Genomic DNA, 23,595 nt, shown 5'->3' on the forward strand with positions numbered 1-23,595 from the left:
AATTATACGAAAATCATATGTTATCTCTCGCTTAATAACCGCAGCAGAGTGCTGACCTGATCATCGAGCGGGGCGAGGGTATTTTTGACAATAAGATGCAGCGGCGTGGCGCGACGGGCGCCATGCGTCAAGGGTAGCCTGCGCAGTACGCCCTGTTCCAGCAAGGGTTCAATCCGTTCCTCCGGTAGCCAGCCATAGCCGACCTGATACATCACCGCGTCAATGGCGGCGTCGACGGTGGAAAAGGTCCAGCCATCGCGGCCAGGCTGCTGCGGATTATCCCGGTCGGCAATGCGAATAAGCGGCCAGGCGCGCAGCGCGTCTTCATCCAGCGGTATCGTCTGCGCGCACAGCGGATGATCGCGATGGGCGACAGCGATGAAATCAATGTTCATCAGCCACTCGCCGCGCCCGGTGATATCCTGTCGGCGGGTGAGCACCATGACGTCAGCATCGGCATACGCCGCCTGCTGTTCGGGGCTGTTTTCCAGCACTTCCGTGAGGCGTACCTGGGTTTGCGGCCACGCCTGTTGAAACTGTTTGAGAATGGCAAACAGACGGCGGCGAGGAAAAATGCTGTCGACCACCAGATCCAGTCGCGTGCGCATACCGTTTTGTAACGTCGCGGCGCGGGTTTCCAGCCAGGTGAACCCCTTCAGTAACGGCTTCACCTGATTGAGCAGCAGTTCACCCGCTGGCGTTAATACCGCCCGGCGGCCTTCCGGCGCCAGCAGCGTCACCCCGAGGCGCTCCTGGAGCAGCGCGAGGTTATAGCTCACCGATGACTGGCTGCGGTGAGTGACTTCCGCCGCTTTGACAAAGCTGCCTGCCTCCACCACCTTTTCTAACAATGCCCACTGTTCCAGCGTCGTTTTGTGCATAACTCATCTAAAAATTGAATGAATGTGATGCAAACATAGCGTTATTCATCGATTTTTTGAAGCGTTATGATCTTCGCATCAACCAACAGGAGAAAGATTATGAGCACTTTCGACAAACAAGATTTAAGCGGTTTCGTTGGCAAACATCTGGTTTATACCTACGATAATGGCTGGAACTACGAAATTTACGTCAAAAATGACACTACCCTGGACTACCGGATCCACAGCGGTATCGTCGCAAACCGTTGGGTGAAAGATCAGAAGGCTTACATTGTGCGTGTGGGGGAAAGCATCTATAAAATTTCGTGGACCGAGCCGACCGGGACTGACGTCAGCCTGATCGTCAACCTCGGCGACAAACTGTTCCACGGCACCATTTTCTTCCCGCGTTGGGTAATGAATAACCCCGTAAAAACGGTTTGCTTCCAGAACGAGCATATCCCGCTGATGGAGTCGTATCGCGAAGCGGGCCCGGCGTATCCAACGGAAGTGATTGACGAGTTTGCGACCATCACTTTTGTCCGTGACTGCGGCGCTGACAATGACAGCGTGATCGACTGTGCGGCGAGCGAGCTGCCGGCGAATTTCCCGGATAACTTACGCTAAACCGTCTCCAGCCATTGCACCGACGCCGCACTCAGCGTATACGGCGTCGGCGTGCAGACGGCGAGGCTTAAGTTGTTGATCTGGCAATGGCTGACGGAAAGCGCGGAGGCCAGCGTGCTGTCGACGCTAACGATTTGCCAGGCGCTGCCGCCGCGCTGTTTCACCATCGCTTCTTTGCGCGTCCAGATACGCCAGAAAGCAGCCAACTGCTGGTCCGGGTGTTCTGCCTCAATTTCAGCGTGCTCCCCGACGCTGAAAACCGCATTTGCCAGTTCCCGCCAGTTGGTTCGCGGGCGGATGGCTTCGATGTCGCATCCCACTTCCCCTTCATCACTCAGCAGTAGCGCAATATCATCGCCGCTATGGCTCAGGTTGAACCACAGCGCGTGTTGCGGGGCAAAGGCGGGCTTTCCCTGTTCGCCGTAGACGATCTCCGGCAGCGGCGAAAGGGCATGGGAAAGCAGTACGCGACCCGCCAGCCAGCGCGCGCGGCGCGCTCCCTGAGGCGCCTGCTCTGTTAACGCCGGCGGCAAAACGCCTGTGCTCAGTGTCGATACTTTTCCCAGCAAAATCTGGTACATATCACGACCAACGTTTAATGATGATGGAGGTATTGATGCCGCCAAACGCAAAATTGTTGCTCTGTAAGTATTCGCAGTCAATCTTACGGGCTTCACCCATGATGTAATCCAATGCGCCGCAGCTGGCGTCCGGTTGACGTAAATTTAGCGTAGGCGCAAACCAGCCCTCGCGCATCATTTGCAGACTCATCCAGGCTTCCAGCGCGCCGCAGGCACCGAGCGTATGACCGAAGTAGCTTTTCAGCGAGGAGACCGGCACGTTGTCGCCGTAGATCGCCGCCGTTGCCTGGCTTTCCGCGATGTCGCCACGGTCGGTGGCCGTGCCGTGCGCGGAAATATAACCCATGTCCCGCGGGCTTAAGCCTGCCATGTTTAACGCCTGCTCCATGCAGATTTGCATTGTTTCCCGCTGCGGCTGGGTGATATGCGCCGCGTCGCAGTTGGTGGCGAAGCCGACGATTTCACCGTAGATCGTTGCGCCGCGCGCTTTCGCGTGTTCCAGCTCTTCAAGAATGAGCGTCCCGGCGCCTTCGCCAATCACCAGTCCGTCGCGCGCTTCATCGAATGGCGAAGGCGTGGTTTTTGGCGCGTCGTTGCGCTGGCTGGTGGCGAACAGGGTATCGAAAACCGCGGCTTCTGACGGACAGAGTTCTTCCGCGCCGCCTGCAACCATCACTGTCTGATAACCGTGGCGAATGGCCTCCCATGCGTAGCCGATGGCCTGACTGCCGGAGGTGCAGGCGCTGGAGGTCGGGATCACCCGCCCGCGCAGACCGAAAAACAGTCCGGTGTTCACCGCGGTGGTGTGCGGCATCATCTGCACGTAGGTGGTGCCGGTAATGTTATTGGTGTGCTTTTCGGTCAGCATGGTGGCGAATTCGCTTACCGGGCCGGTGCTGCCGGTGGATGAACCGTAGGCGATGCCGGTCTGACCGTTGGTTAATACCTCATCGCCAATCAGTCCGGCCTGCTCCAGCGCCAGTTCGCTGGCGCGGGTGGACATCAGCGACACGCGGCCCATTGCGCGGATGCGCTTGCGGGTGTAGTGCTCCGGCAGGCTGAAGTCGTCGATCGGCGCGCCCAGCAGCGTATGCAGCCCGTCATACACTTGCCATTCCGGCATTTTTCGCACCGCGTTTTCATAGGCCAGTAGCCGCGCGGAGACAGCCTGCCAGCTTTCACCAAAAGCGGTCACGCCGCCCATCCCTGTAATCACCACGCGACGTGTCATAGCATCCCTCCATTGATGGAAATCACCTGGCGGGTGACGTAACCCGCAATATCCGACATTAAATAACTGGCCAGTCCGGCCACTTCGTCCGCCTGCCCCATGCGTTTCATGGGGATCATCGCCATCGCCTCTTTCAGCGCGGCGTCTTCCATGTCGATCATCCCGGTATCAATCAGCCCGGGCGCGATACAGTTGACGGTAATTTTGCGCTTCGCCAGCTCAATCGCCAGCGCTTTGGTCGCGCCGATGATCCCCGCTTTGGCGGCGCTGTAGTTGACCTGCCCGCGGTTGCCCATCACGCCGGATACCGACGACAGGGTGATGATGCGTCCGCCCTGGCGTGCGCCGATCATTGGCATGATGCAGGGCTGGATAACGTTATAAAAACTGTCGAGATTGGTGTGGATCACCGCATCCCAGTCGTTATCGCTGAGTGCCGGAAACGCGGCGTCACGGGTGATACCTGCGTTGCTCACCACGCCGTACCAGGGGCCGTGGGCGGCGATATCCTGCTCCAGCACCTCCCGGCACTGCTCGCGGTTAGCCACGTCAAAGCTGAGCAGACGGCCCGCGCCGCCAACGGCGAGGATCGCTTCCAGCGTCGCCTGCGCGCCTTGCGCGTCGCGGTGATAATGCACGCCGACCACAAAGCCGTCTGCCGCCAGCTTCCGGGCGATAGCACGACCGATACCTTTGCTGGCGCCGGTCACTAAAACTGAACGACTCATACAGACGCTCCTTGTTGAAATAGGGTGTTAAGTTCATCAGCCGTTGGCTGGAAGGTGTTGACGCGCCCGGTTGCCAGCGTCTCGTCATCCGCCGAGATAACGCACTCAAAGCTGCCGAAGCGTTCGTCCTGCATCAGCAATTTGACGTCAATGATCAACGTCTTACCGGCGGGAAGACTCCCCGCCGCGCAGATGAGTTCCCGCGCGCCGAGCACCATGCCCAACGAAATCGCGCCCTGTCCCTGCTGGTGGCGATGCCAGCCAGACCACACGCCGACGGTTTGCGCCATCAGTTCCAGGGCGTACCAGCCGGGGAGATAGCCCATTGGATCGAGAAACGGCGCCAGCACGCCGTCGGGCGCAACCGTCACGCGGCAGATGGCGGTCTCGTCGGTCACGCTATCGACCTGCTCAAGCAGCAGCATCGGCGCGTCGTGCGGCAGGTATTCGCCGGGCGATAAATAAGGGCTCATGAAATCCTCCCGAGCAGAATACTGGCGTTATTGCCGCCAAAGGCGAAGGAATTGGAAAGAATGACCGGCCGCTCCAGCGGCTGCGGCTGCGTAATGATGCCGCAGACTGGCAGCGCCGGGTCGTGCGGCGATGCGCTAAAGTCCTGAGGGGGCAGCGGAAGGTTGCGCTGCAAAATCAACATACTCAGGGCGGCCTCGGTGATGCCCGCCGCCCCCAGCGTATGCCCGGTCAGGTGTTTTGTGGAACTGCAGGGGACGCGTTCGCCAAACAGCATGTTTACCACTTTCGATTCAATTTTGTCATTAAGCGGCGTGGCGGTGCCGTGCAGATTGATATAGCCCACCTGGTCCGCAGCGATGCCCGCGTCGTTTAACGCTTGCTGAATCGCGCGGATCGCCCCTTCGCCTTCCGGATGTGGGGCGGAAATATGGTGCGCGTCGCTGGATTCGCCGACGCCCAGCAGCGCGATGGACTGCGGCTCGCGGGTGAGCAGCATCAGTGCCGCCCCTTCGCCGATGGTGATACCGCTGCGATCGCGGGCAAACGGCTGGCACCGCGTCGGCGAGAGCGACTCGAGGCTGTGAAAGCCGTTGACCGGCATCCGGCTGAGCGTATCCGCCCCGCCAACAATCGCCACGTCCGCCAGGCCCGCCTCGATTAACCGGCGCCCGCTGATGATGGCGCGGGCGCTGGAGGAGCAGGCCGTAGAAAGGGTAAAGGCCGGGCCGTCCAGCGCCAGCCAGTGACTGAGAAAGCGCGACGGGTCACCCAGTTCCTGCTGCGGGTACTGCCATGCGGTGCTTTGCTGGCCATTCAGCGTCAGATTGACGTGAGCATCGCCTTCATCCAGCCCCGAGGTGCTGGTGCCGAGCACCACGGCAATCCGATCCCGGCCATAACGCGCGATGGCGTCGTCCACCTGCGGTTGAATTTGCGCCAGCGCCGCCAGCAACAGTTGATTGTTGCGCGAACGGTGGGCGTGAAACGCGTTTGGAATGGCTGGCAGCTCACCGTCGACGCCTGCCAGTACCGCGTCGGGATAACCCTGCAGCCAGCCCGCGCGCGACCGCATGCCGGGCGCCACGCCGCGTGTCAGGTTCGCGGCGATTGCGTCGTTATCGTTGCCCAGCGCATTGATCGTGCCGACCGCGGAAATGTAGATCATCTCAGCCACCTAAATATTGAATGGTGATGTGGTATTTAAAGACGTGCTGTTCAATGCCGATCGGCTCGCGCTTCCCGTTACGGTTCAGGTAGCTGATTTCAGTGACCAGCCTGCCGCGCGCGTTGCGCAGTTCACGCTTGTCGCCAGTGTCTGTTAACGTCCAGCCTTCCGGTAACTGTGGCTGCCAGGCGCTGACAGGCCAGTGGCTCAGCATCACGTCCGCCAACACCTGGCTGGCTGGCGGCAACTGCGGTACCACGATGGACTGCTCGGTATGCAGTCCTTTTTCATCGTAGGTGACCAGAAACAGCCGAATGCCGACGGACGACAAGCCTGCAAGGGTAATTTTTTTATTGTCGGCGTTGAGCATCACCAGCAGCGACTGGGTTTTGCCGTCAAAGCTGCCGGTAAGCAACTGCTGGGAATTTACCGCCGGAGAGATGCCCGGCGCAGGCAGCGTGACCCGCACGCCGGGTTCCAGCCACGCCTGCGGACGGCCTTTCTGCTCCCTGGGGGAGTGGCTACAGCCGGTCAGAATGAGCACGCCAAGCAACATGGCAAAAATACGTTTTATCATCGTTTTTTCTTCTCTCTTTTCGACGGCATCGCCAGCGGCGAAAGCAGGAATGCGGTGAAAATACCGCTCACCAGCACAATGCCAAAACTGCTTATTGCCTGGGTGGCGCTAAACACCAGCATGCCAAGCGTCAATAGCGTGGTCAGCATCGCCAGCGTTATCGCCAGCAGCGAGGTCAACGGCGTACCGCGCGGATTACTGAAAAACAGGGTGTAGTTAATGCCAATGCCCAGCACCAGCACCAGCGCCAGCAGGGAAAACAGATTGACCGCATGGCCGCTCAGCGACAGCACCGCCAGGGCGCAGCCGAGCGAGAGTACCGAGGGCACCAGGCTGATAAGTCCTTTTCGCCAGCCGAGCCGGACTATCGCGCCGCAGGCGATTACCGCCAGCGCGACAAACAGCAGACCGCTCAGTATATGGCGATACAGCGCGAACAGCGCATCAAAGGCGCTTTTCCGATCCACCCACGCCACGCCGGAATACCGCTCGCCGAGAGCGTTCAGCGCTGCGCTCTGTCTGACCCCTTCAACCGGCACCAGCACGCCGCTTTCGCCGTCCTTCAGCGTCAGCCACAAAAGACGCCAGCCTTCGCTTGCCGGACTGGCAAGCCAGGCGTCCACCGTCACCGGCATGGCGTTAAGGTCCGGCGTAACCGTCGCCAGTCCGGCGTGGTTCAGGCTTCGGGTAACGGCAGGCGCGGCGTTTTTCAGCAAGTCGAGATCCTGCTGCTGGCGCGCCAGCGAATTGAGCGGAATGCTGCGGTAGTGGTCGATCAGTCCTTCTTTTTTAGCCTGTTCCAGCGCGGGCAGGAAGGCTTCCAGCCGCTCCAGCGTCTGCTGGGCGGAGTCACCGTAAACCACAAACCACTTCTGGTCGACGCTCTGGCCTGTCAGCGCGGTAATCGCTTTTTCCTGCGCCAGAAGGGTCTGCGGCAGCGCCTGCAACTGCGAAATGTCATCATCGACGCGCAGGGTTGCCAGTCCGGCCAGCGAGAAGACGGCGAGCGCCAGCGGGAGCCCCGCAGAAAGCGCCTTGTTACGGCGCCAGGCGGCAAGCCAGCGCAGCATCAGTACCATCGCCGGTACCGGTCGCACCGGCAAACCGCGGCACAGCCACGGATGCCAGAAGATCACCGTCAGGCATGAGGCGGAAAGCCCCACGGCGGCGAAGACGGCCATCTGGCGTATGCCGGGGAACGGCGCGAGTATCATTATCAAATACGCCGCCACAGTGGTCAGCAGCGCCAGCAGCAGGGCGTTGCGCACTTTGCCGAGGCTTTGCCACGGCGTAGCGTCTGCGCCATGTACCATACGTTCGGTCAGATAATAGAGCGTGTAGTCGGCGGAAATGCCGATGATGCTCATGCTCATCACCAGCGTCATCAGGTGCAGTTCGCCAAAGAGAAGCAGGGTGACCACACTGCCCGCCAGCGCGCCGATGCTGATGGAGATCACGCACAGCAGCAGCGGACGCAAGGAGCGGAACACCGCGACAATCAGCAGCAGCACGCCCAGCACCGTCGCCACGCCGAGCGTCGAAACATCCTGCTTCGCCTGTTGGCTGGCATAGTCGCTGTAGAACGCGGTTCCCCGCGACAGCAGCTGCGCCTGCGGATAGCGTGCTTTCAGGTCGCTTTCCAGCGCGTTGAGTGTGGTCACCAGCCGGTGCGTCTGTTGCATGTCAAACGAGGAGCCAGCCAGTTCACCGTGCAGCAGGTACCAGTAATTCCCCTGCGCGTCTTGCGCCACCAGCCAGCCGTCCATCAGCCGCAGGCGTTGACCGTTTTTCGCCATCGCCAGCTGCGAACCGCGCATCAACATCAGCGGATCGTTTTGCAGCTCTTTACCGCTCACGCCGGAAAATGCGGAATAGAGTTGAGACAGGATCCACTGCGCCTGCGCCTCGCCGCCGTTTTGCAGGCGCGCGCGGGTGTCGGGATCCACAAGGCCGTTGCGGTGCTGCCAGAAGAACGCGCCCCACGCCTGCTGGCTGTCGGCGTCCATCGGGCCTTTCACCTCCGCCAGCGCCTGCGATTGTTTAAGCAGCGTCAGCCATGCCTGCGCCACCTGCGGGTCGGCCTGTTTGCCGGGGCTGACCAGCCAGACCAACTGGCGGTCCAGACGCTGCAGAAAGCCGTCGTTCAGGGTCGGCGGAATCGTCCCCAGCGCCTGTTTCGGCAGCATCGCCAGCACGCTGCTGTTCAGCCGCGCCTGGGGCAGCAGCGCAAGCAAGACGCCCAGCATCAGCAGGCAGGCAAAACCCCATAACAGCGCGGGGCGTTTACTGGGCGGCAAAGCGTTGGCGTTCGTCATCGGTCAGTTGTGTGGGCGTCAGTTGGTGTTGGGAGAGCGTAATGTCCGTGCGGTCGCCCTGTTTGTCGTTTAGCGTAATTCGCTCCAGATACGCATTTCCGGCGAGATCGATAGTGGCGAAAATTTTATCCAGCGGCGTGGTGATCGGGGTGAGGCGCAGCGACCAGCGGCCTTCGCCTGCATCGGTAAAGTCAACGCGGAAGTTTTGCTCCAGCACCTTGCGGTCGGCTCTGAACAGCGCGCGCAGCAGATGGTTGAACTGGAACATCTGCGGATTATTGTCGGCGGTGATGGTCTGCGGCGGCTGACCGTTGATGGTCTGCACCATCCGTTTGTCGTCAAGCAGAAGCTGCATCGGGAACGGCGCGGTTTGATCCCACAGCAACCCCTGGTCGCGGGCGATCAACATCTGGCCCTGGGATCGCAGCGGCTGCGGCAGATCTTTTATCGTGCGGGTCTGATCAAAATGGGCGCGTACGACCGGCTGCCCGGTAAAGCGCTGCTGTAAATCATCGAGCGTCAGGGCGCTGACGAATGGGCTGACGAGCAAGGCCAGCAGGGGCAAAAATCTCATGGCGTCACCCCCATGCGTTCAAACAGGATATCCGGGCTGACGAAGCACATTTCACGGCTTTTTTCTTCTACCGCTACCTGAATGGTGTAACCGGTGGTGGCGCGCTTACCGGTTTCGGCGTCAAAAATTTCATAGCCGATACGCAGTCGGTTTTCGAATTCCTCCAGACGCGCGCGCACGCGAATGCGCTGCTCGAAGGTCAGCGGATTGCGGTACTTCACGCGGGTATCGACCACCGGCCACAGATAGCCGGAGGCTTTCATCTGGCGGTAGCCATAGTCAAACTGGTTGAGCAGCGCTTCGCGGGCGATTTCAAAGTAGCGGAAATAGTTGCCGTGCCACGCCACGCCCATCATATCGACGTCGTGAAACGGAATCGTCAGCTCGACTTCAGCCGTAAAACGGGGATCGTTAAGCACCCTTTACTCCTTGTTTTTGGCATCCGGCAGATGCCAGAAATCGTAAAAATTAAACCAGTCGAGCGGCGACTGGCGCGCGTAATGCTCAAGGCGTTCGGCGTAGCGGTCGATGGCATGCTGCAAAGCGCGCTGGCGATCGCCACGCGGCAGGACCAGCGGATCGGCGAACGGCTCACAGTACACGCGCAGCGTATTCTGTTCGCGCAGGGCAAAGATGAGATCGACCGGGCAGCGGAGTATTGACGCCAGAATAAATGGCCCCTGCGGAAACGGCGCGGGCTGCCCCATAAAGTCACTCCAACAGACGCGCCAGTCGCCGCCGCGTTGCGGGTTCACCGCGATGCGGTCGCCAACGATGGCAATCCATTCGCCGCGTTCCAGCTTCTCTTTAAGCGCAATGGCGGTGTCCGGGCCGATGTCGGTCACCGGCATCAGGTTTAGCCCGGCCTGCGGCGCCATCTCCTGCATGATCTGTTTAAAGCGCTGGGCGTTATCGCTGAACACCAGCGCATTGATAGTTTTGCTGCCCTGACGCTGCGCCAGCGCCCGACAGGCTTCAACATCGCCAAGATGCGACGCCAGCAGCAGCTTGCCGCGTGGGTCGTCAACGTTAAGCGCCGCCTCCGCGCCAGGGGCGAACACCACGTCGCGACCCAAATGCAGTTCACCGCGCCAGCTGGCGATTTTGTCGAGCATCGCATGACCAAAGCGCAGGAAGTGCTGGTAGCTGTTCAGAGTGCGCGGTACCGGTTGCTGGCGCGCGGTGAGCTGCTCGCGTACGCGGGCGATCCAGTCTTGCGATGCGCGTCGGGCGCGGGTGGCGGTCAGCCAGTACACGCCGATCACCGGGTACAGCAGCAGTGAAAACGCCCTGCGTCCCAACAACCGCCAGACCAGCAGCATCAGACGCATGCCCCAAAGTCCTTTCACTTCGTCCTGACGCGCCCAGTGCGAGGATGGGCGGCGAAACAGCAGCGACGGTATGCGCGGCAGCATGCCGAAGAACAGCCGGGTGTGCATCAGCGAAATGCGGCAGTTGTCTTTCAGCGCGTCGAAGTGCGACAGGCCGTCTGCCGGGTAGGTCACCCGGGTCGGCACAAAATAGCTGGTGTTACCCTGCCAGTAGAGGCGCACCATGACTTCGGTGTCGAAGTCCATCCGCTGACCGAGCGTCACGCGCTGGGCCAGCTTCAGCGTGGGCGCGATCGGATAAACGCGAAAGCCGCACATGCTGTCTTTCAGTTGCAGCGACAGGGTTTCTATCCACACCCAGACGTGGGTCACCCAGCGTCCGTACAGGCGCGAACGGGGAACAGAGTCATCATAGACAGGCTGCCCGGAAATCAGCGCGTCCGGGTGCGTCTGCGCCCGTTCGAGCAGTTTGGGGATATCCTCTATGGCGTGCTGGCCGTCGGCGTCTACCTGCACGGCGTGGGTAAACCCTGCCTGCGCCGCCGCCTGCAAACCGCGGATCACCGCCGCGCCCTTGCCGGCGTTTTCCGCCAGGCGAAGCAAGGTCAGGTCGGTGGTTTGTGCCGCCAGCCGATCCAGCTCCTGCCGGGTAGCCATGTCGCTGCCGTCATCCACGACGATGCAGGGCAGGCCGAACGGTTCCAGGCGCGCCAGCACCTGCGCCATCATCGCGCCGTGGTTATAGCAGGGGATCAGTACGCACGGGGAGAAGGTCAACGACATAACCGGATCTTCCCGCTGCTGGCGGTATGACGGGCTTCACCGTCGTGACGCTGATAGCTGAACGCCAGGATCTGGCGCGCTTCCTGCCAGTTCAACGTGAGCGTGACGGTGCTGTCAGGCAGCAGCGGCGCCTGGAATTTGACGTTTTGTATGCTGTGAAAGCGCCAGCCGGGGGCGAGCAGGGTAGTGGCGTAGCGCATCACCCAGTCCATCTGCGCCACGCCGGGCAGCAGCGGCTGCACGGCAAAATGACCGCGAAACCAGAACAGGGACGGGTCGAGATGCAGTACGATCTCAATCTGGTGCGGCTGTGCCTGATGGCGCTCAATTTCATGGGGTTTCATGAAATAACTCCTGTAGTTGCGCATAGACACGCTTATTCATACTGTTGACCGGGATCTCGTCGATCACCCGCCAGTAACGAGGGACGGCAACCGGCTCCAGCCACGGCAGCAAGGCGCGTCGCCAGTTAAGTTCCTGCGCTTTGCCGCTGCGCTGCCAGCGCGCGCGGGCCTCGTCCTCCAGCACCAGTAGCACGCCCACGCCCTGGCGACCGCCACGGTTCAGGGCCAATGCGGCGGCTTCGCGGACGCCTTCCAGCGACAGCAGGCGTTGTTCGACTTCGCTGAGGGATATCCGTTTTTCTTCGATTTTAACCACCCGGCCCCGGCGTCCCATCAGTCGGAACTGCCCGTTCGCCTCGAACTGCAGAATGTCGTCGAGCGCTAATCCTTGATCATCGGCGATCAGCGGCGAAAATACGCGATATCCTTCGGCTTCTGGCATAAACCGTATACCAGGAAAGGGCAACCAACTGACGTCATCCTGCTGGCGGTAGCGCCAGGCGAGGATGCCGGTTTCGGTACTGCCGTAAATTTCATCCGGCCAGACGTTAAGCCAGGCGGTAGTTTGGGTGACGTCCCGCCAGGGCAGCATGCCGCCCGCGGAGAGGAGCATCGACACCGGCGGCGGCGTAAGCTGGGCATCGAGGCGCTTTAAAAACGCCGGACTGCTGATAAACGCGTAACGATGTTGATGGTCCAGCGCCGCAAGCTGCTCGGCGTACCAGAGCATGGCCGCATGTAGCGGCAGGCTAAGGGCCATCGGCAGGAAGATGCGGAACGTCAGGCCGTACAGATGCTGCGGCACAACGGAGGCCACGATGCGACAGCCCGCCAGCCTTTCAGCGAAACGCGCCGCCAGCAGCCCGGCTTCGCGGTCAAGACAAGCGATGGGCTTCACGATGCGTTTCGGCTGGCCGGTAGAGCCAGAGGTAAACAGTTCCACGTAAGCGTCTTCAGGGACGGGCGGGAAGGTGAAAGCCTCGTCGCGAAGGGTTTTCGCGGTGCTGACAACCCGTAGCGTGCCTTGCCAGCCAAGGGTTTTGTCGCTCAGTACGCCGTCAAACAAGGCACGCTGCTCGTCGAGCAATGAAACGCGGCTATGTCCGGGAATGACCGGCGTTTTGCCCGCATGCAGGGTGGCGAGTAACGCGACGATAAACAGATAGCTGTTTTCAAAGCACAGCGCCCAGCGAGCGCCCGGCTGTTGGCGCAACTGCGCTATCAGGTGGGCGACGTCGTGGCGCAGATGGCCCAGCGACCAGGTAAAGTCGTCCTGCCAGGCAATCGGCGTTTGTGCGGGACGCGGCGCGGTGAGCCACTCGGCAAGCGTCAGGGTTTGCTTCATCGGGGATCTCGTTTAATCATCTGACGGCGAACCAGCCATTCGCCCGCCATCAGCGCGCCCATCAGCAGATAGGCAATCATGCCGTTCCAGGCCGTCCATAGCGTCATATCGCCATAAATCGCGGTAAAGAGCGCGATGCTGCCGTTAAGAATGAAAAAGACGCACCAGATTTGCGTCACCCGGCGGGTATAGCGTACCGCAGCGTCTGGTAACTGCGGGTCGCGCAGTCTTGCCAGCCGTTCGACAAGCGGCATTGACGTCCACAGCGAACCGCCAAACACCGCGAGCATGACGCTGTTCACCACCACCGGATAAAAAAGCAGCAGCTGATGGGTTTTCAGCAGGGCGCTGCCGACGCACAGGGCGATCCCGGCCACGGCAACCACCTGGGTCACTACGCGCAGGGGACCCGCCTGTCCCCGGGTCTGGCGAAAGCGCAGAAACAGCAGCAGCGCCATCAGCGGAAGTAACCAGCGCAGGCTGTCATGCGCCAGCCCAAACCAGATAAGAAACGGCCAGGCGAGCAATAACATGCCCGTCAGCAGCTTGACGCCAGGCAGCGCGCGTGCGCCCGACATGGCGATTACGCTTCTTTCAGCAGACGTTCTACGGCGTCAACGACATCCTGCACGGTGCGCACCGCTTTAAATTCTTCCGGCTTGATTTTCTTACCGGTTTTTTTCTGCAGGTGCACAATCATGTCGACGGCGTCGATGCTGTCCAGTTCCAGATCTTCGTACAGGCGCGCCTCAGGCTTGATATCCTCCGGGTCAATTTCAAACAGTTTGACCAGCAGCGCGGAGACTTCGTCGTAAATGGCTTGTTGTTCGGTCATCACGGTTCTCCTCAGGCACGTTGCGCGTGAATGAAGGACGCCAGCGTGGCGACGGAGAAGAAGTGCTGGCGCATTTCTTCACTTTCCGCAGAGAGCACCACGCCGTACTGATTTTTAACCGCCAGCCCCAGCTCCAGAGCATCGATTGAATCCAGCCCCAGGCCGTCGCCAAACAGCGCCGCTTCGGTGTCGATGTCGTCTGCCGACAGCTCGTCCAGATTCAGCGTGGTGATGATGAGATGTTTAATTTCCTGATAAAGCGCTTGCATCATTAATTCCTGAGAGAGGTAACGTACCTGGTTGTAATTTAAGTAAAAGATGCCGGTTTAGCTGTCTTGCCGCCAGCGCCGGTTCTTGTGAGTCTGCGTCATAAAACTGGTTGATCTTCACGCGCTCTCGCACCTCAATGGTGAACAGCGGTTTGCAGGGCGGAACCTGATACCATTTACTCTCTTTATCGAGCATCCGCTCGCTACAGTGGATCGTCACGACCCGTAAATCGCTGTTACAGCGCACGGCGATATTGGCGGCGCCGCGCTGTAGCGTCATGGTTTCACCGGGTTTTGTGCGGGTCCCTTCGGGGAAGATCAAAATGGTGTCGCCCTGCGCCAGCCGCTGCTGGCTGGCGGGCAACAGCGCGTCCGCCTGGCTGTTAACCAGATAGTCGGCGGCACGCACGACGCCGCTAAGGAAAGGGTTCGTCAGCAGCGCGCTTTTAACCAGACAGTCCGTTTCGGGCATCACGGAGGCCAGCAGCACGTAATCAATGAGCGTGGGGTGATTAGCGACCACCAGACATCCGCGTTCCTGACGCAAAATGTCCACCCCTTCCATGCGATAGTCCAGCACGCCAAGCACCCGCGTCACCGTTAAAAAGAGACGGAAGCTGGCGGAAATGCTGCGCCTGGCAATGCGGCGACGCCGGGAATTATCCCACACAAAAACTAACAGAACGTTAAACCAGACGACAGAAAGCAGCAGGCCGCCGAGGCCAAAGAGGGCGAAGCAGAAGCCGGTCATAGCGATGCGCCATAGCCGGTTCAGAGAGGTAAAAACGCCGTTCATGCGCGGCTCCAGTGCCATTGCATGCGCTCTCCGGGGATCGTAAAGGCGTTGGCGTCTTGTAAAAAGTGCTGTAAAAACAGCAGGCTTTGCGGAAGTGTTGTCTCCGCGCCCGCAAGGGCCGGACGGGTCTGGCAGTGCCAGTCATCGCCTGCTTCGCATACCAGCGCGACCGCGTAGGGCCAGGTCGGCATGTTTTCCGCCAGGTGCGGATGGTAAAATTCGGGGAGAAATCCGTCGAAATCAACCAGCAATATCCGTTGGTAACCCGCCTGCAAAAGGCAAATCACTTCACACAGACCCTGCTGGAAAGTGTCACGACCCGCTGAGAGCGAGGAAGAGACGACAGGCTGTTTGGCCGCGATAGTCAGATTGCCGACGGCGGAGTTATGCACCGACAGGGCGAAGTCGGTCGGTGAAAGCGCCTGTTCGTTCGCCAGTGCGTGCAGAATGCGGTAATTGCGCTCCAGTTCGCCGTGACGACTGGTATACAGCACCGCGTCGATAGCGTGACGGCGCAGCATCGTCAGTCCGCACTCTACGGCGAGTTTGCTGCCGGAGCTGAGGCGGCGAGCGGTCATCATCGGCAGCTCGCTTAACTTGCCTTGCGCCGCGCCCGGATCGATGGCGTGCGAATGCCGTGACCATTGCAGCCACTGATTAGCTTCGCTGAGCCCTGGCGCCATCGCCCGCCAGTCGGTCATGTTTAAAGAGAATTTCATCAACGCGCGTCCGCGGTAAACCGGTGATTCCTGTAGCGTGGTGACGCTACTTTGTTATTTTTTCTTTTGGCATATCAGTAAGGTATGCCCAACGCCTAAATTGTCGTGGCGTGCTTCTACCTGGAACCCTGCCATGTCCAGATAGCCATAAAATTTTTCTGCGCTGTAGAAGCGGCTGTTGCCGTTCGCCATGCAGGTAAAATAGAGCGAAGACGCATTCAGACTGAATGAAGCGGCTTCAAAGCGCTGTGCATCCCAGAACAGCTCCATAACGCACAGCCTTGCACCGGGTTTCATGACGCGTGCAACGTTGCTGAGCAGGGCGACAATTTGTTCGGGTGAGAAGCAGTCCAGAAATTGACTCATCCACCAGATATCGGCCTCTGTAGGTAAAGGCGCATCGCCAAGCATATCTACCGCATGAAAGTCGATGCGATGAGATAATCCTGCATTTTCGATATTTTCGCGGGCAAGTGCAATTTGTTGTGGCAAATCTAATAGGGTTACCGCGATATTTTCGTCGTAGCGGCAGCAGCGGATCGCCCATTTACCCGTATTTCCACCTACATCGTACAGGGTTGCAGGACGGCTGGCGAATATCAGCGGCAGCGCCGCGTCAAATGCCCCGTCTGAGTAGTAGTGATCGAAGGCGAACCAGCTTTCACGCGCCGATGGCGGCAATTGGGATAACGCCGGATAAATCGTTGGCCAGTCGCCAAATACTTTTAATCCTGACGGTTTCCCCTCTTTCAGTGCGTTCTCTAAAAAGAACAGCCCCTGATAACAGACGTCCTGCGTGAAATCCATATTTACGCGGGTCATGGTGTCGTGCAAAAGGAAATGTCCGATTTTTCCCAGATAATACCGTCCCTCTTTATAGGTAAGAATACGTCCGCTTAATCCCATATCCAGCAGTACGCTGGCCGCATATTCATTTATCTGGCTATTTTCGGTTATCTCGGCAAGGGTCGCCCCATTTTTTCGCTGGCTATCAAGCCAGGCCAGCACGCCAGTATTTCGCAGACACAGCGCGGTTTGAAATAGCATCGGGGCGAAGGCGATACGCTGCGCTTCAGTAATCGCATCCAGTGCGCTGAGAGAGTCCTGTTCGTACATGGCGAGCACAACCTGTTAAAAGGGTAATGATAAGGTTATCGGGCCAAAACGGCCCGAATTGAATTTTTTTGAATTACAGACCCGCGCCGGCAGACAGATTCAGCTGAATGTCTTTATCCAGGTTACGTACCCAGCGGTTGTAGTTTTTATGAATTTTGCCGCCAGACGCCTGCAGATTGAGGCTGCTGTCGTATTTGATATCGTAGCTGGTCGCGGTATAGGTTATACGTACTTCCGCCACGTGGTCGCGAGACTGCTGGCGCGCTTTGATCACGCCCGGACCCGCTTCGTTCATGATCCATTTACGCTGGATGCCCGCTTTCAGGATCGCATTTTTAACCTGATCCTGCGTGTGGCCTGCGCTCACGGTTGAGTGAACCTGATCGATTGGCGCAGTACGCGCGCAGCCTGCCAGGGCGCCCACAACGGCAATCGCCGCAAACCACTTAATGTATTTTTTCATGAAAACTCCCTATCAAAATAACTATTTATATTAACGTCGAACACATTTCTTTATTGGTTTACGCAACAATAATACCGCTTATTTTAAATGATGACTTTCGCGGATTGTCACGAAAAATCTGTAATTATTATGCGATGCAGGCGGGGAAATATCCTGCGGTACTGCATGAGATCAGTCAATTAACGCTTACTTAAATGAAATTTCGTAGTGAATTGATTTGCCTTAAAATCATTGACGCAGAGTATTTATTTTATTTTTTATGATCATCGGCGCGCTAAATGAAACATGATGATAACAAAAAGCGCGCCTTATAATACGTTCACCCGTCCGGGAATAAAACTACCCTGGTTGGTAGGTAACGTCGTTAGCCGGGTAATCGATTTTTGGGACGGCCCGGCCCAAGCAGTATTGCCAGTTTACTGCCGCCTTTGGTGGTTTCCATCCAGATTTTACACACGCTGGTCAGCGGTACGGAGAGCAGCATTCCTACCGGGCCGAGCAGCCAACCCCAGATGAGCAATGAGAGAAATACCACCAGCGTGGACATGCCAAGACGGTGCCCCATCATGCGCGGCTCCACCATGTTGCCCAGCACCATATGCACCACCAGAAACAGCGCCCCGACGAGGAAACATTCATAGAGGCCATTAAACAGCAGGGCCTGAATCATAGGAGGAACGGCGGAGATCACCGAGCCAATATTGGGCACGTAGTTCAGCAGAAACGCCAGCACGCCCCACATCAATGCAAACTGAATATCCATGAGCGCCAGACCCAACCAGATAATCACCCCGGTCCACAGGCTAAGCAGCGTTTTCAGCGCCAGATAGTGTGATACCCCTTTCAATGCCCGGTGCAGACCCGCGATGTGAATTTGAGGGTTATTCAGGGCAAAACGCATTTTGTAAGGTACATGGCGGACTTCAAACAGCATAAAAACCACGGTCATGACCAGCAGCACGACGCTGGCCATCGCGCCGGAAAGCCCGGTCATCAGGGTGGTCGTGAAGGCCATGATTTTTTCCGAATCCATCCGCTGTAGCATTCGCTCTGGCGACATATGCAGATTGAGAAAAGGCATCATATCCTGCAGATACAATAATTTGCGCGTTAACTCTTTATTGTAGCTCGGCAGCATGGCGATAAATTCATTGATCGACGCGGCGAGCACGCCAATGAGCGCGGTGAGGGCAATAAGCATCACCACCACCACAATGGTAATCGCCACGGGTCGCTTGATGCCGCGACGCACGAACCAGGTGACCAGCGGGTTAAGGACGATAGCGAAAAAGAGCGCCAGTAACAGTTGCACAATAATATCGGCGGCAGCGTGGATCCCGGCGAGGATCACCACCAGCGAAGCCAGTTTGAGCAAAATATGCATGCCCGTTTTGTCGGGCTGGGGGGTTGTCATGGTTACGTCCTGTTTATGATTTTCATTAAGTGTAGCGTCTGGCTTGCTGCCGATAATCCTAATCTTCATGCTGATTTTCCCGCCGTTGCATGGTAGAAGGGAAACACTGTGGTAAAAACGTGGTGATCCCCATGCCCGAACCTGTCGCTGACCCGGCGCTTACTGGATTGCGCCTCAATCTGCGCATTGTCTCTGTTGTCATGTTTAACTTTGCCAGCTACCTCACTATTGGCCTGCCGCTGGCGGTACTTCCCGGCTATGTCCATGATGTCATGGGATTTAGCGCGTTCTGGGCGGGACTGGTTATCAGCCTGCAATATTTCGCTACCTTGCTCAGCCGCCCTCATGCCGGTCGCTACGCCGATTTACTCGGGCCGAAAAAAATCGTCGTTTTTGGTCTGTGCGGCTGTTTTTTAAGCGGGGCGGGCTATTTTCTGGCCGCAAGCGTCAGCCCGTGGCCGGTTGCCAGTCTGCTGCTGCTGTGTCTGGGGCGTGTGATTCTGGGCATTGGGCAGAGCTTCGCCGGTACGGGATCGACGCTGTGGGGCGTGGGCGTTGTCGGTTCGCTGCATATTGGCCGGGTGATTTCGTGGAACGGCATCGTCACGTATGGCGCGATGGCGATGGGCGCGCCGCTTGGCGTACTGTTTTACGCCTGGGGCGGCCTGCAGGGTCTGGCGATGATCATCATGGGCGTTGCGCTACTGGCGGTATTACTGGCGATTCCGCGCCCGGCGGTAAAAGCGAACAAAGGTAAACCGCTGCCGTTTCGCGCGGTACTTGGACGCGTCTGGCTGTACGGCATGGCGCTGGCGCTGGCATCCGCCGGATTCGGGGTGATCGCCACGTTCATCACTCTGTTTTATGACGCCAAAGGCTGGGACGGCGCGGCCTTTGCGCTGACCTTATTCAGCTGCGCTTTTGTCGGGACGCGGCTGCTGTTTCCCAACGGCATTAACCGCTTGGGCGGGCTGAACGTGGCGATGATCTGCTTTAGCGTCGAAATCGTCGGTCTGTTGCTGGTCGGCGTGGCGGTGATGCCGTGGATGGCGAAAGTCGGCGTGCTGCTGGCGGGAATGGGTTTCTCACTGGTGTTCCCGGCGCTGGGCGTGGTGGCGGTGAAGGCGGTGCCGCAGCAGAATCAGGGGGCGGCGCTGGCGACATATACGGTCTTTATGGATTTGTCGCTTGGGGTGACGGGGCCGCTGGCGGGGCTGGTGATGAGCTGGGCGGGTGTCCCGGTGATCTACCTTGCGGCGGCGGGACTGGTGGTCATTGCGCTGTTGCTGACGTGGCGGTTAAAAAAACGGCCTCCGCAGGAGTCTGAGGAGGCCGCTTCATCCGCGTAGAATGTTACTGGATAACCAGCGTATTGATGATGTTCTCGGCTGTAGTTTGTGCTTTCTGCTGATCGTCCGCAGGCAGCGTGATTTGCAGAGTCAGCAATTGGTCATCGACGTTACCCAACAGGACAGAGGAATACGCCGTCTGGCCTTTTGCGGAGATAATGCTGTCTAACTGCTGCAGCGTGTGGCCTTTCAGCTCGATGGATTTGTTGGTCACCACCTGCAACTGCGGGTCACGGGCGCGCTGTTGATCTTCCAGACGTTTCGCCAGCACCGCCAGGTCTTCGCTGGTGTTGTCACCAACAATCACAATCACCGCTTTCTGTCCGGTTGAATCCGAGTAAACGTGCATGTTATTCGCCTGGGTGCCCAGCTTACCGCTTTGATCGGTCATATCCGCGGGCAGGGAGAAACTGAGTTTACCGTCGAGCAGCGTAATAGGCTGACCGGTGGCCTGGCTTTCTGCCGCCGCACCGTCTGCAGGCGCTTTCGTCTCACTATTATCACAGGCCGCCAGCCCCATCACCAGCAGGCCAATCCCGACATATTTAACCAGATTGCGCATTGACTTCTTCCTTTCGATAAACGGCCATAACGGCTCATGGGTTCATCTTAACACAACTCGGAAAACGAACCTTTAACTCGTCTGCATTGCCGGGATTTCGGATTTATCTGTCAGTCTTTTCAGCAACATATTCAGCAACACACCGTACATCGGCAGGAAGAAAATCATGCTGATAAGCACCTTGAAGCCGTAGTCGACGAGGGCAATTTCCATCCAGTGCTCGGCCATAAACGCATCCGGGCTGCGCCAGAACGCGATAAAGAAGAACGCGAGGGTATCACTGATATTGCCAAACAGCGTGGACGCGGTTGGCGCCAGCCACCAGCGCTGATTCTGTCGCAGGCGGTTAAAGACATGCACGTCGAGGATCTGCCCCAGCGCGTAAGCCATGAAGCTGGCGGCGGCGATACGGGCGACGAACAAATTAAACTGCGCCAGCGCGCCGAATCCTTGCCAGGCGCCCATGTAAAACAGCGACGAGATAATATAAGAGACCAGCAGCGCCGGGATCATCACCGCGAAAATAATCCGTCGGGCCAGCGGCGCGCCAAAAATACGCACGGTCAGGTCGGTGGCGAGAAAGATAAACGGAAAGCTGAATGCGCCCCATGTGGTATGAAAACCAAAAATGGTAATGGGAAGCTGAACCAGATAATTACTGGAGGTGATCACCAGCAGATGAAATAGCGATAGCCAGAACAACGCTTTTACGCGCTGCGATTGAGAGAACGACGTCATATTGTACCTTTTTAATTTTGGGGTGAGGGAACCCAATACGTGCTTCACGCTATTTTCCTTGCCATTTTGCCCTTAAGGTAAACTGGCTGCGACAATAACGCGTCTTAAACCGGGTAAGGCCGCCGCATGATACTGCTTTAGCGGGACTTTGCAATGGTTGTTTTTCACGCAATCGTTAACCTGATTGGCTTAGCGCGCAACAGGGCGTAAACTACGGCGGTTTTTATGTATATGAGACCACCATGAGCGATCTGTTTACCTCTCCCGACCACACTCTTGATGCCCAGGGGCTCCGCTGCCCGGAACCGGTGATGATGGTACGTAAAACCGTCCGCGGTATGCAGAGCGGCGAAACGCTGCTGATTGTGGCGGACGACCCGGCGACCACTCGCGACATCCCCGGCTTCTGTACCTTTATGGAGCATGAACTGCTGGCTCAGGAAACCGAGGCGCTACCCTATCGTTATCTGCTGCGTAAAGGCTAAATCATTTGCCGCTTTGAATCTGCGCCGGGCTCAGATAAAACGCGTGAGCGTTTTGAACCCCCTTCAGGACGGCCCGAAGGGGGAGCTTCGCGAAAAATGCTTTCGTATTGCGTGCACGCTCCGGTGCTTCCACATCGTCCGTATTCAACAGATCGTGCTACTCTCGCTGACAAAGGCTTTTATCCGCAGCGGCGACATGCTGTACCCGTCCCGATAAAATAATCGCCTTCTATAATTTAAACCACTCTATTCACATTACGCATTTCATCCTGTCAGATAATCCTTATTATTGCCGATAAATTGAAAAAATTTATTATTTCGCTATACGGAATCTCTTTATCAGCGTAAAAGTTAATTTCCAGGGATATTGTTGCCACTGTTGTATTACCTCAACATGTAATAAAGGGATGAAATGAGTGATATTGTTTACCTGACGATCGCAGGGGAACAACAAGGCGCTATTTCTGACAGTTGTGGAACCGCTGATTCAATTGGGAACCGTCGACAAATCGGTCACGAGAACGAAATTTTTGTTTTTTCGCTCACGAATAGTCTTACCAGTACCGGTAATGGTTCGCAACAGCATGGGCTAAGTTTCAAGAAACTGATCGATAAAAGCACACCATTGTTGTCGAATGCGATTAATAATAACGAACAGTTATATATGGAGTTTTATTTCTACCGCATCAATGCCTATGGCCGATGGGAGAAATATTATTACCTTCAATTGCGAGGCGTTTTCATATCAAGTATCCATTATCTATTTTCGCCAGGTAATTTAGATACGGAAACTATTGTTGTAAATTATGAATATATCCTCAGCAAACATCTTATTGCTAACACGGAGTTTGGCTATCTGGCGTTCCCTGCTGACTATAACAGCTTGTTTATACCCGTCAAAAATGAAACGGCGGTCAATGCGTTAACAACGTTGAATAGCAAGTCTGTCGGTAGGCTTCTCGCTGCTGGCGGGATTTATAACGGGAATATCGACGGCTTCGAAGAGACAGCGAAAAAACTGGGAGGAGAAGCGCCTGATGGCTACAACCAGGTGATGGATAACCAGGGTTTATTGATTACTGGCGCGTCGTTGATGGCTGGATTAATGATGGGGAGGATGAAGTTTCCGGCAATTGAAAAAATAAAGTATTCTGGGGCAAAGGGTCCGGTATCAGGACGCACTTTTGACCCCGAATTAGCCGGGGGACCAATAGAGTATCTGACCACTGAAGGCGTCATCATTGACAGCGCAGGTATCGCTACGGTAGAAAAGCATATTTCTCGTTTTGAACATGATCCTGCTAATGATGTAATGATTGCTCGGTTAAAACGTATCTTAAAGGGTGAGATTACACCAGAACAGGTCGATCTCAATTACTACACGCATGAATGTAGAGAATACATTCGCTATTGTAATCTTGGGTGGGAAACTGGACAGCCAGTAGGTGGTGATGCGTCGTTTAATTTATGGAATCATGCGCACACAGCTACGCTTGAAGATTACAGAATAAAAGGTTCACTTGGTGAATTGTTCCATCCGGAGGCTTTAATAAATGATAACTGAAACTGATCTGAATGTTCTGAAATATATGGCAAGTAAAACATGTGACTGGAACTGGAAAAATTTGGATAGAGGGCTTGCTATCAATAACATTCCAGGCTTTAGCTACGTTGTTGATATAATCAACCGTCTTTCTGATGAGGGATTAGTTAACATCGAGGACAGCGGGCATCCATCAATGCCACGCTACCGTGTTTCAGAAAAAGGTTTCAAACTACTTGAAAATTTGAATACAGAAAAAAACCAGTAAGATTCAAAGCCGGGTAAGATTTCCTTCTGCCCGGCTTAACGACATCACAGTTCTAAACCATCGTTTCAAAACTTCACAATTTTGTGAGGTGCTTCACCTCCGC

Annotated in this window: 28 protein-coding genes; 5 read left to right on the plus strand and 23 right to left on the minus strand. The window is 57.0% G+C overall.

Features of this window, described 5'->3' with window-relative positions; translation table 11 throughout:
* Positions 1-20: 20 nt before the first annotated feature.
* The gene (locus tag OGY07_RS11820) at positions 21-881 is read right to left on the minus strand and encodes a LysR family transcriptional regulator (RefSeq protein ID WP_060570196.1); all 861 of its coding nucleotides are present in this window, start codon (positions 879-881) and stop codon (positions 21-23) included.
* A gap of 99 nt (positions 882-980) precedes the next feature.
* Here OGY07_RS11820 and OGY07_RS11825 point away from each other — a divergent pair, with 99 nt between their 5' ends.
* Positions 981-1,487, plus strand: coding sequence for a phenolic acid decarboxylase (locus OGY07_RS11825; protein ID WP_286600725.1), 507 nt, complete (start codon positions 981-983; stop codon positions 1,485-1,487).
* Here the strand turns inward: OGY07_RS11825 and acpT are convergent.
* The 20 genes from acpT to OGY07_RS11925 all read right to left on the minus strand — a co-directional run bounded on the left by acpT (position 1,484) and on the right by OGY07_RS11925 (position 18,547).
* Positions 1,484-2,068, minus strand: a complete 585-nt coding sequence (gene acpT / locus OGY07_RS11830; RefSeq protein ID WP_042286624.1) for a 4'-phosphopantetheinyl transferase AcpT — start codon at positions 2,066-2,068, stop codon at positions 1,484-1,486. The genes OGY07_RS11825 and acpT overlap by 4 nt on opposite strands.
* 1 nt (position 2,069) lies before the next feature.
* Entirely contained in the window at positions 2,070-3,299 is a 1,230-nt protein-coding gene (locus tag OGY07_RS11835) for a beta-ketoacyl-ACP synthase (RefSeq protein WP_042286622.1), read from the minus strand.
* Entirely contained in the window at positions 3,296-4,027 is a 732-nt protein-coding gene (locus tag OGY07_RS11840; protein ID WP_042286618.1) for a 3-ketoacyl-ACP reductase FabG2, read from the minus strand. Before OGY07_RS11840 ends, OGY07_RS11835 begins: the two co-directional genes overlap by 4 nt.
* Positions 4,024-4,500 (minus strand): hotdog family protein, encoded by a 477-nt coding sequence (locus OGY07_RS11845; RefSeq protein ID WP_286600728.1) that lies wholly within the window; start codon positions 4,498-4,500, stop codon positions 4,024-4,026. Before OGY07_RS11845 ends, OGY07_RS11840 begins: the two co-directional genes overlap by 4 nt.
* Positions 4,497-5,666, minus strand: coding sequence for a beta-ketoacyl-[acyl-carrier-protein] synthase family protein (locus OGY07_RS11850; RefSeq protein WP_286600730.1), 1,170 nt, complete (start codon positions 5,664-5,666; stop codon positions 4,497-4,499). Before OGY07_RS11850 ends, OGY07_RS11845 begins: the two co-directional genes overlap by 4 nt.
* Position 5,667: 1 nt before the next feature.
* A complete protein-coding gene (locus tag OGY07_RS11855; RefSeq protein ID WP_200035579.1) occupies positions 5,668-6,243 on the minus strand; it encodes a DUF3261 domain-containing protein in 576 nt (191 codons plus the stop codon).
* Positions 6,240-8,558, minus strand: a complete 2,319-nt coding sequence (locus tag OGY07_RS11860) for an MMPL family transporter (protein ID WP_286600734.1) — start codon at positions 8,556-8,558, stop codon at positions 6,240-6,242. The genes OGY07_RS11855 and OGY07_RS11860 overlap by 4 nt, the downstream gene beginning before the upstream one ends.
* Positions 8,527-9,132 carry an outer membrane lipoprotein carrier protein LolA gene (locus tag OGY07_RS11865; RefSeq protein ID WP_042286603.1) on the minus strand — a complete coding sequence of 202 codons (606 nt, stop codon included), beginning with the start codon at positions 9,130-9,132 and terminating at the stop codon, positions 8,527-8,529. The genes OGY07_RS11860 and OGY07_RS11865 overlap by 32 nt, the downstream gene beginning before the upstream one ends.
* Positions 9,129-9,551, minus strand: coding sequence for an acyl-CoA thioesterase (locus tag OGY07_RS11870; protein ID WP_042286599.1), 423 nt, complete (start codon positions 9,549-9,551; stop codon positions 9,129-9,131). Before OGY07_RS11870 ends, OGY07_RS11865 begins: the two co-directional genes overlap by 4 nt.
* Before the next feature lie 3 nt (positions 9,552-9,554).
* Positions 9,555-11,246: a glycosyltransferase family 2 protein gene (locus tag OGY07_RS11875; RefSeq protein ID WP_286600740.1), complete on the minus strand. Its 1,692-nt coding sequence runs from the start codon at positions 11,244-11,246 to the stop codon at positions 9,555-9,557.
* Entirely contained in the window at positions 11,237-11,590 is a 354-nt protein-coding gene (locus tag OGY07_RS11880; RefSeq protein WP_286600743.1) for an ApeI family dehydratase, read from the minus strand. The genes OGY07_RS11875 and OGY07_RS11880 overlap by 10 nt, the downstream gene beginning before the upstream one ends.
* Complete coding sequence (locus OGY07_RS11885; RefSeq protein WP_286600745.1) at positions 11,577-12,935, minus strand: AMP-binding protein; 1,359 nt, start codon at positions 12,933-12,935, stop codon at positions 11,577-11,579. The genes OGY07_RS11880 and OGY07_RS11885 overlap by 14 nt, the downstream gene beginning before the upstream one ends.
* A complete protein-coding gene (locus OGY07_RS11890) occupies positions 12,932-13,513 on the minus strand; it encodes a COG4648 family protein (RefSeq protein ID WP_286600748.1) in 582 nt (193 codons plus the stop codon). The genes OGY07_RS11885 and OGY07_RS11890 overlap by 4 nt, the downstream gene beginning before the upstream one ends.
* A gap of 5 nt (positions 13,514-13,518) precedes the next feature.
* The gene (locus OGY07_RS11895) at positions 13,519-13,770 is read right to left on the minus strand and encodes an acyl carrier protein (RefSeq protein WP_042286585.1); all 252 of its coding nucleotides are present in this window, start codon (positions 13,768-13,770) and stop codon (positions 13,519-13,521) included.
* Positions 13,771-13,781: 11 nt separating this feature from the next.
* The gene (locus tag OGY07_RS11900) at positions 13,782-14,039 is read right to left on the minus strand and encodes a phosphopantetheine-binding protein (RefSeq protein ID WP_042286581.1); all 258 of its coding nucleotides are present in this window, start codon (positions 14,037-14,039) and stop codon (positions 13,782-13,784) included.
* Entirely contained in the window at positions 14,014-14,853 is an 840-nt protein-coding gene (locus tag OGY07_RS11905) for a lysophospholipid acyltransferase family protein (protein ID WP_286600752.1), read from the minus strand. The genes OGY07_RS11900 and OGY07_RS11905 overlap by 26 nt, the downstream gene beginning before the upstream one ends.
* A complete protein-coding gene (locus OGY07_RS11910) occupies positions 14,832-15,554 on the minus strand; it encodes a beta-ketoacyl synthase chain length factor (protein WP_042286575.1) in 723 nt (240 codons plus the stop codon). Before OGY07_RS11910 ends, OGY07_RS11905 begins: the two co-directional genes overlap by 22 nt.
* 54 nt (positions 15,555-15,608) lie before the next feature.
* Positions 15,609-16,670, minus strand: coding sequence for a methyltransferase (locus OGY07_RS11915; protein ID WP_181822387.1), 1,062 nt, complete (start codon positions 16,668-16,670; stop codon positions 15,609-15,611).
* Positions 16,671-16,743: 73 nt separating this feature from the next.
* Positions 16,744-17,121 carry a hypothetical protein gene (locus OGY07_RS11920; RefSeq protein WP_131729044.1) on the minus strand — a complete coding sequence of 126 codons (378 nt, stop codon included), beginning with the start codon at positions 17,119-17,121 and terminating at the stop codon, positions 16,744-16,746.
* Positions 17,122-17,497: 376 nt separating this feature from the next.
* The gene (locus OGY07_RS11925) at positions 17,498-18,547 is read right to left on the minus strand and encodes an AI-2E family transporter (RefSeq protein ID WP_181822388.1); all 1,050 of its coding nucleotides are present in this window, start codon (positions 18,545-18,547) and stop codon (positions 17,498-17,500) included.
* An 89-nt stretch (positions 18,548-18,636) separates the two neighbouring features.
* Between OGY07_RS11925 and OGY07_RS11930 the strand changes: the two genes are divergently transcribed.
* Positions 18,637-19,896 (plus strand): MFS transporter, encoded by a 1,260-nt coding sequence (locus OGY07_RS11930; RefSeq protein ID WP_072014968.1) that lies wholly within the window; start codon positions 18,637-18,639, stop codon positions 19,894-19,896.
* Positions 19,897-19,900: 4 nt separating this feature from the next.
* On the opposite strand, the gene OGY07_RS11935 is transcribed toward OGY07_RS11930, so the two are convergent.
* Together OGY07_RS11935 and OGY07_RS11940 are read right to left on the minus strand one after the other, a co-directional pair.
* A complete protein-coding gene (locus OGY07_RS11935) occupies positions 19,901-20,458 on the minus strand; it encodes a DcrB family lipoprotein (RefSeq protein WP_042286564.1) in 558 nt (185 codons plus the stop codon).
* 72 nt (positions 20,459-20,530) lie between these two features.
* Positions 20,531-21,196 (minus strand): 7-cyano-7-deazaguanine/7-aminomethyl-7-deazaguanine transporter, encoded by a 666-nt coding sequence (locus OGY07_RS11940; RefSeq protein WP_042286562.1) that lies wholly within the window; start codon positions 21,194-21,196, stop codon positions 20,531-20,533.
* Positions 21,197-21,438: 242 nt separating this feature from the next.
* On the opposite strand from OGY07_RS11940, the gene tusA reads away from it, so the two are divergent.
* The 3 genes from tusA to OGY07_RS11955 all read left to right on the plus strand — a co-directional run bounded on the left by tusA (position 21,439) and on the right by OGY07_RS11955 (position 23,492).
* Positions 21,439-21,681, plus strand: coding sequence for a sulfurtransferase TusA (gene tusA, locus OGY07_RS11945; RefSeq protein ID WP_042286560.1), 243 nt, complete (start codon positions 21,439-21,441; stop codon positions 21,679-21,681).
* Between the two features lie 412 nt (positions 21,682-22,093).
* Positions 22,094-23,245 (plus strand): type VI secretion system tube protein TssD, encoded by a 1,152-nt coding sequence (gene tssD, locus OGY07_RS11950; RefSeq protein ID WP_286600763.1) that lies wholly within the window; start codon positions 22,094-22,096, stop codon positions 23,243-23,245.
* On the plus strand, positions 23,235-23,492 hold the full coding sequence (locus OGY07_RS11955; protein WP_199957527.1) for a MarR family transcriptional regulator: 258 nt from the start codon (positions 23,235-23,237) through the stop codon (positions 23,490-23,492). Before tssD ends, OGY07_RS11955 begins: the two co-directional genes overlap by 11 nt.
* Positions 23,493-23,595 lie beyond the last annotated feature (103 nt).

The sequence above is a fragment of the Citrobacter sp. Cs237 genome (genome assembly GCF_030332325.1).
GTDB lineage: Bacteria > Pseudomonadota > Gammaproteobacteria > Enterobacterales > Enterobacteriaceae > Citrobacter_A > Citrobacter_A sedlakii.

Excerpts from the sequence above, each read along its gene's own strand:
- OGY07_RS11820 (WP_060570196.1), bottom strand. The coding sequence starts at position 881 with ATGCACAAAACGACGCTGGAACAGTGGGCATTGTTAGAAAAGGTGGTG.
- OGY07_RS11825 (WP_286600725.1), top strand. The coding sequence starts at position 981 with ATGAGCACTTTCGACAAACAAGATTTAAGCGGTTTCGTTGGCAAACAT.
- acpT (WP_042286624.1), bottom strand. The coding sequence starts at position 2,068 with ATGTACCAGATTTTGCTGGGAAAAGTATCGACACTGAGCACAGGCGTT.
- OGY07_RS11835 (WP_042286622.1), bottom strand. The coding sequence starts at position 3,299 with ATGACACGTCGCGTGGTGATTACAGGGATGGGCGGCGTGACCGCTTTT.
- OGY07_RS11840 (WP_042286618.1), bottom strand. The coding sequence starts at position 4,027 with ATGAGTCGTTCAGTTTTAGTGACCGGCGCCAGCAAAGGTATCGGTCGT.
- OGY07_RS11845 (WP_286600728.1), bottom strand. The coding sequence starts at position 4,500 with ATGAGCCCTTATTTATCGCCCGGCGAATACCTGCCGCACGACGCGCCG.
- OGY07_RS11850 (WP_286600730.1), bottom strand. The coding sequence starts at position 5,666 with ATGATCTACATTTCCGCGGTCGGCACGATCAATGCGCTGGGCAACGAT.
- OGY07_RS11855 (WP_200035579.1), bottom strand. The coding sequence starts at position 6,243 with ATGATAAAACGTATTTTTGCCATGTTGCTTGGCGTGCTCATTCTGACC.
- OGY07_RS11860 (WP_286600734.1), bottom strand. The coding sequence starts at position 8,558 with ATGACGAACGCCAACGCTTTGCCGCCCAGTAAACGCCCCGCGCTGTTA.
- OGY07_RS11865 (WP_042286603.1), bottom strand. The coding sequence starts at position 9,132 with ATGAGATTTTTGCCCCTGCTGGCCTTGCTCGTCAGCCCATTCGTCAGC.
- OGY07_RS11875 (WP_286600740.1), bottom strand. The coding sequence starts at position 11,246 with ATGTCGTTGACCTTCTCCCCGTGCGTACTGATCCCCTGCTATAACCAC.
- OGY07_RS11880 (WP_286600743.1), bottom strand. The coding sequence starts at position 11,590 with ATGAAACCCCATGAAATTGAGCGCCATCAGGCACAGCCGCACCAGATT.
- OGY07_RS11885 (WP_286600745.1), bottom strand. The coding sequence starts at position 12,935 with ATGAAGCAAACCCTGACGCTTGCCGAGTGGCTCACCGCGCCGCGTCCC.
- OGY07_RS11890 (WP_286600748.1), bottom strand. The coding sequence starts at position 13,513 with ATGTCGGGCGCACGCGCGCTGCCTGGCGTCAAGCTGCTGACGGGCATG.
- OGY07_RS11895 (WP_042286585.1), bottom strand. The coding sequence starts at position 13,770 with ATGACCGAACAACAAGCCATTTACGACGAAGTCTCCGCGCTGCTGGTC.
- OGY07_RS11900 (WP_042286581.1), bottom strand. The coding sequence starts at position 14,039 with ATGCAAGCGCTTTATCAGGAAATTAAACATCTCATCATCACCACGCTG.
- OGY07_RS11905 (WP_286600752.1), bottom strand. The coding sequence starts at position 14,853 with ATGGCACTGGAGCCGCGCATGAACGGCGTTTTTACCTCTCTGAACCGG.
- OGY07_RS11910 (WP_042286575.1), bottom strand. The coding sequence starts at position 15,554 with ATGAAATTCTCTTTAAACATGACCGACTGGCGGGCGATGGCGCCAGGG.
- OGY07_RS11915 (WP_181822387.1), bottom strand. The coding sequence starts at position 16,670 with ATGTACGAACAGGACTCTCTCAGCGCACTGGATGCGATTACTGAAGCG.
- OGY07_RS11925 (WP_181822388.1), bottom strand. The coding sequence starts at position 18,547 with ATGACAACCCCCCAGCCCGACAAAACGGGCATGCATATTTTGCTCAAA.
- OGY07_RS11930 (WP_072014968.1), top strand. The coding sequence starts at position 18,637 with ATGGTAGAAGGGAAACACTGTGGTAAAAACGTGGTGATCCCCATGCCC.
- OGY07_RS11935 (WP_042286564.1), bottom strand. The coding sequence starts at position 20,458 with ATGCGCAATCTGGTTAAATATGTCGGGATTGGCCTGCTGGTGATGGGG.
- OGY07_RS11940 (WP_042286562.1), bottom strand. The coding sequence starts at position 21,196 with ATGACGTCGTTCTCTCAATCGCAGCGCGTAAAAGCGTTGTTCTGGCTA.
- tusA (WP_042286560.1), top strand. The coding sequence starts at position 21,439 with ATGAGCGATCTGTTTACCTCTCCCGACCACACTCTTGATGCCCAGGGG.
- tssD (WP_286600763.1), top strand. The coding sequence starts at position 22,094 with ATGAGTGATATTGTTTACCTGACGATCGCAGGGGAACAACAAGGCGCT.
- OGY07_RS11955 (WP_199957527.1), top strand. The coding sequence starts at position 23,235 with ATGATAACTGAAACTGATCTGAATGTTCTGAAATATATGGCAAGTAAA.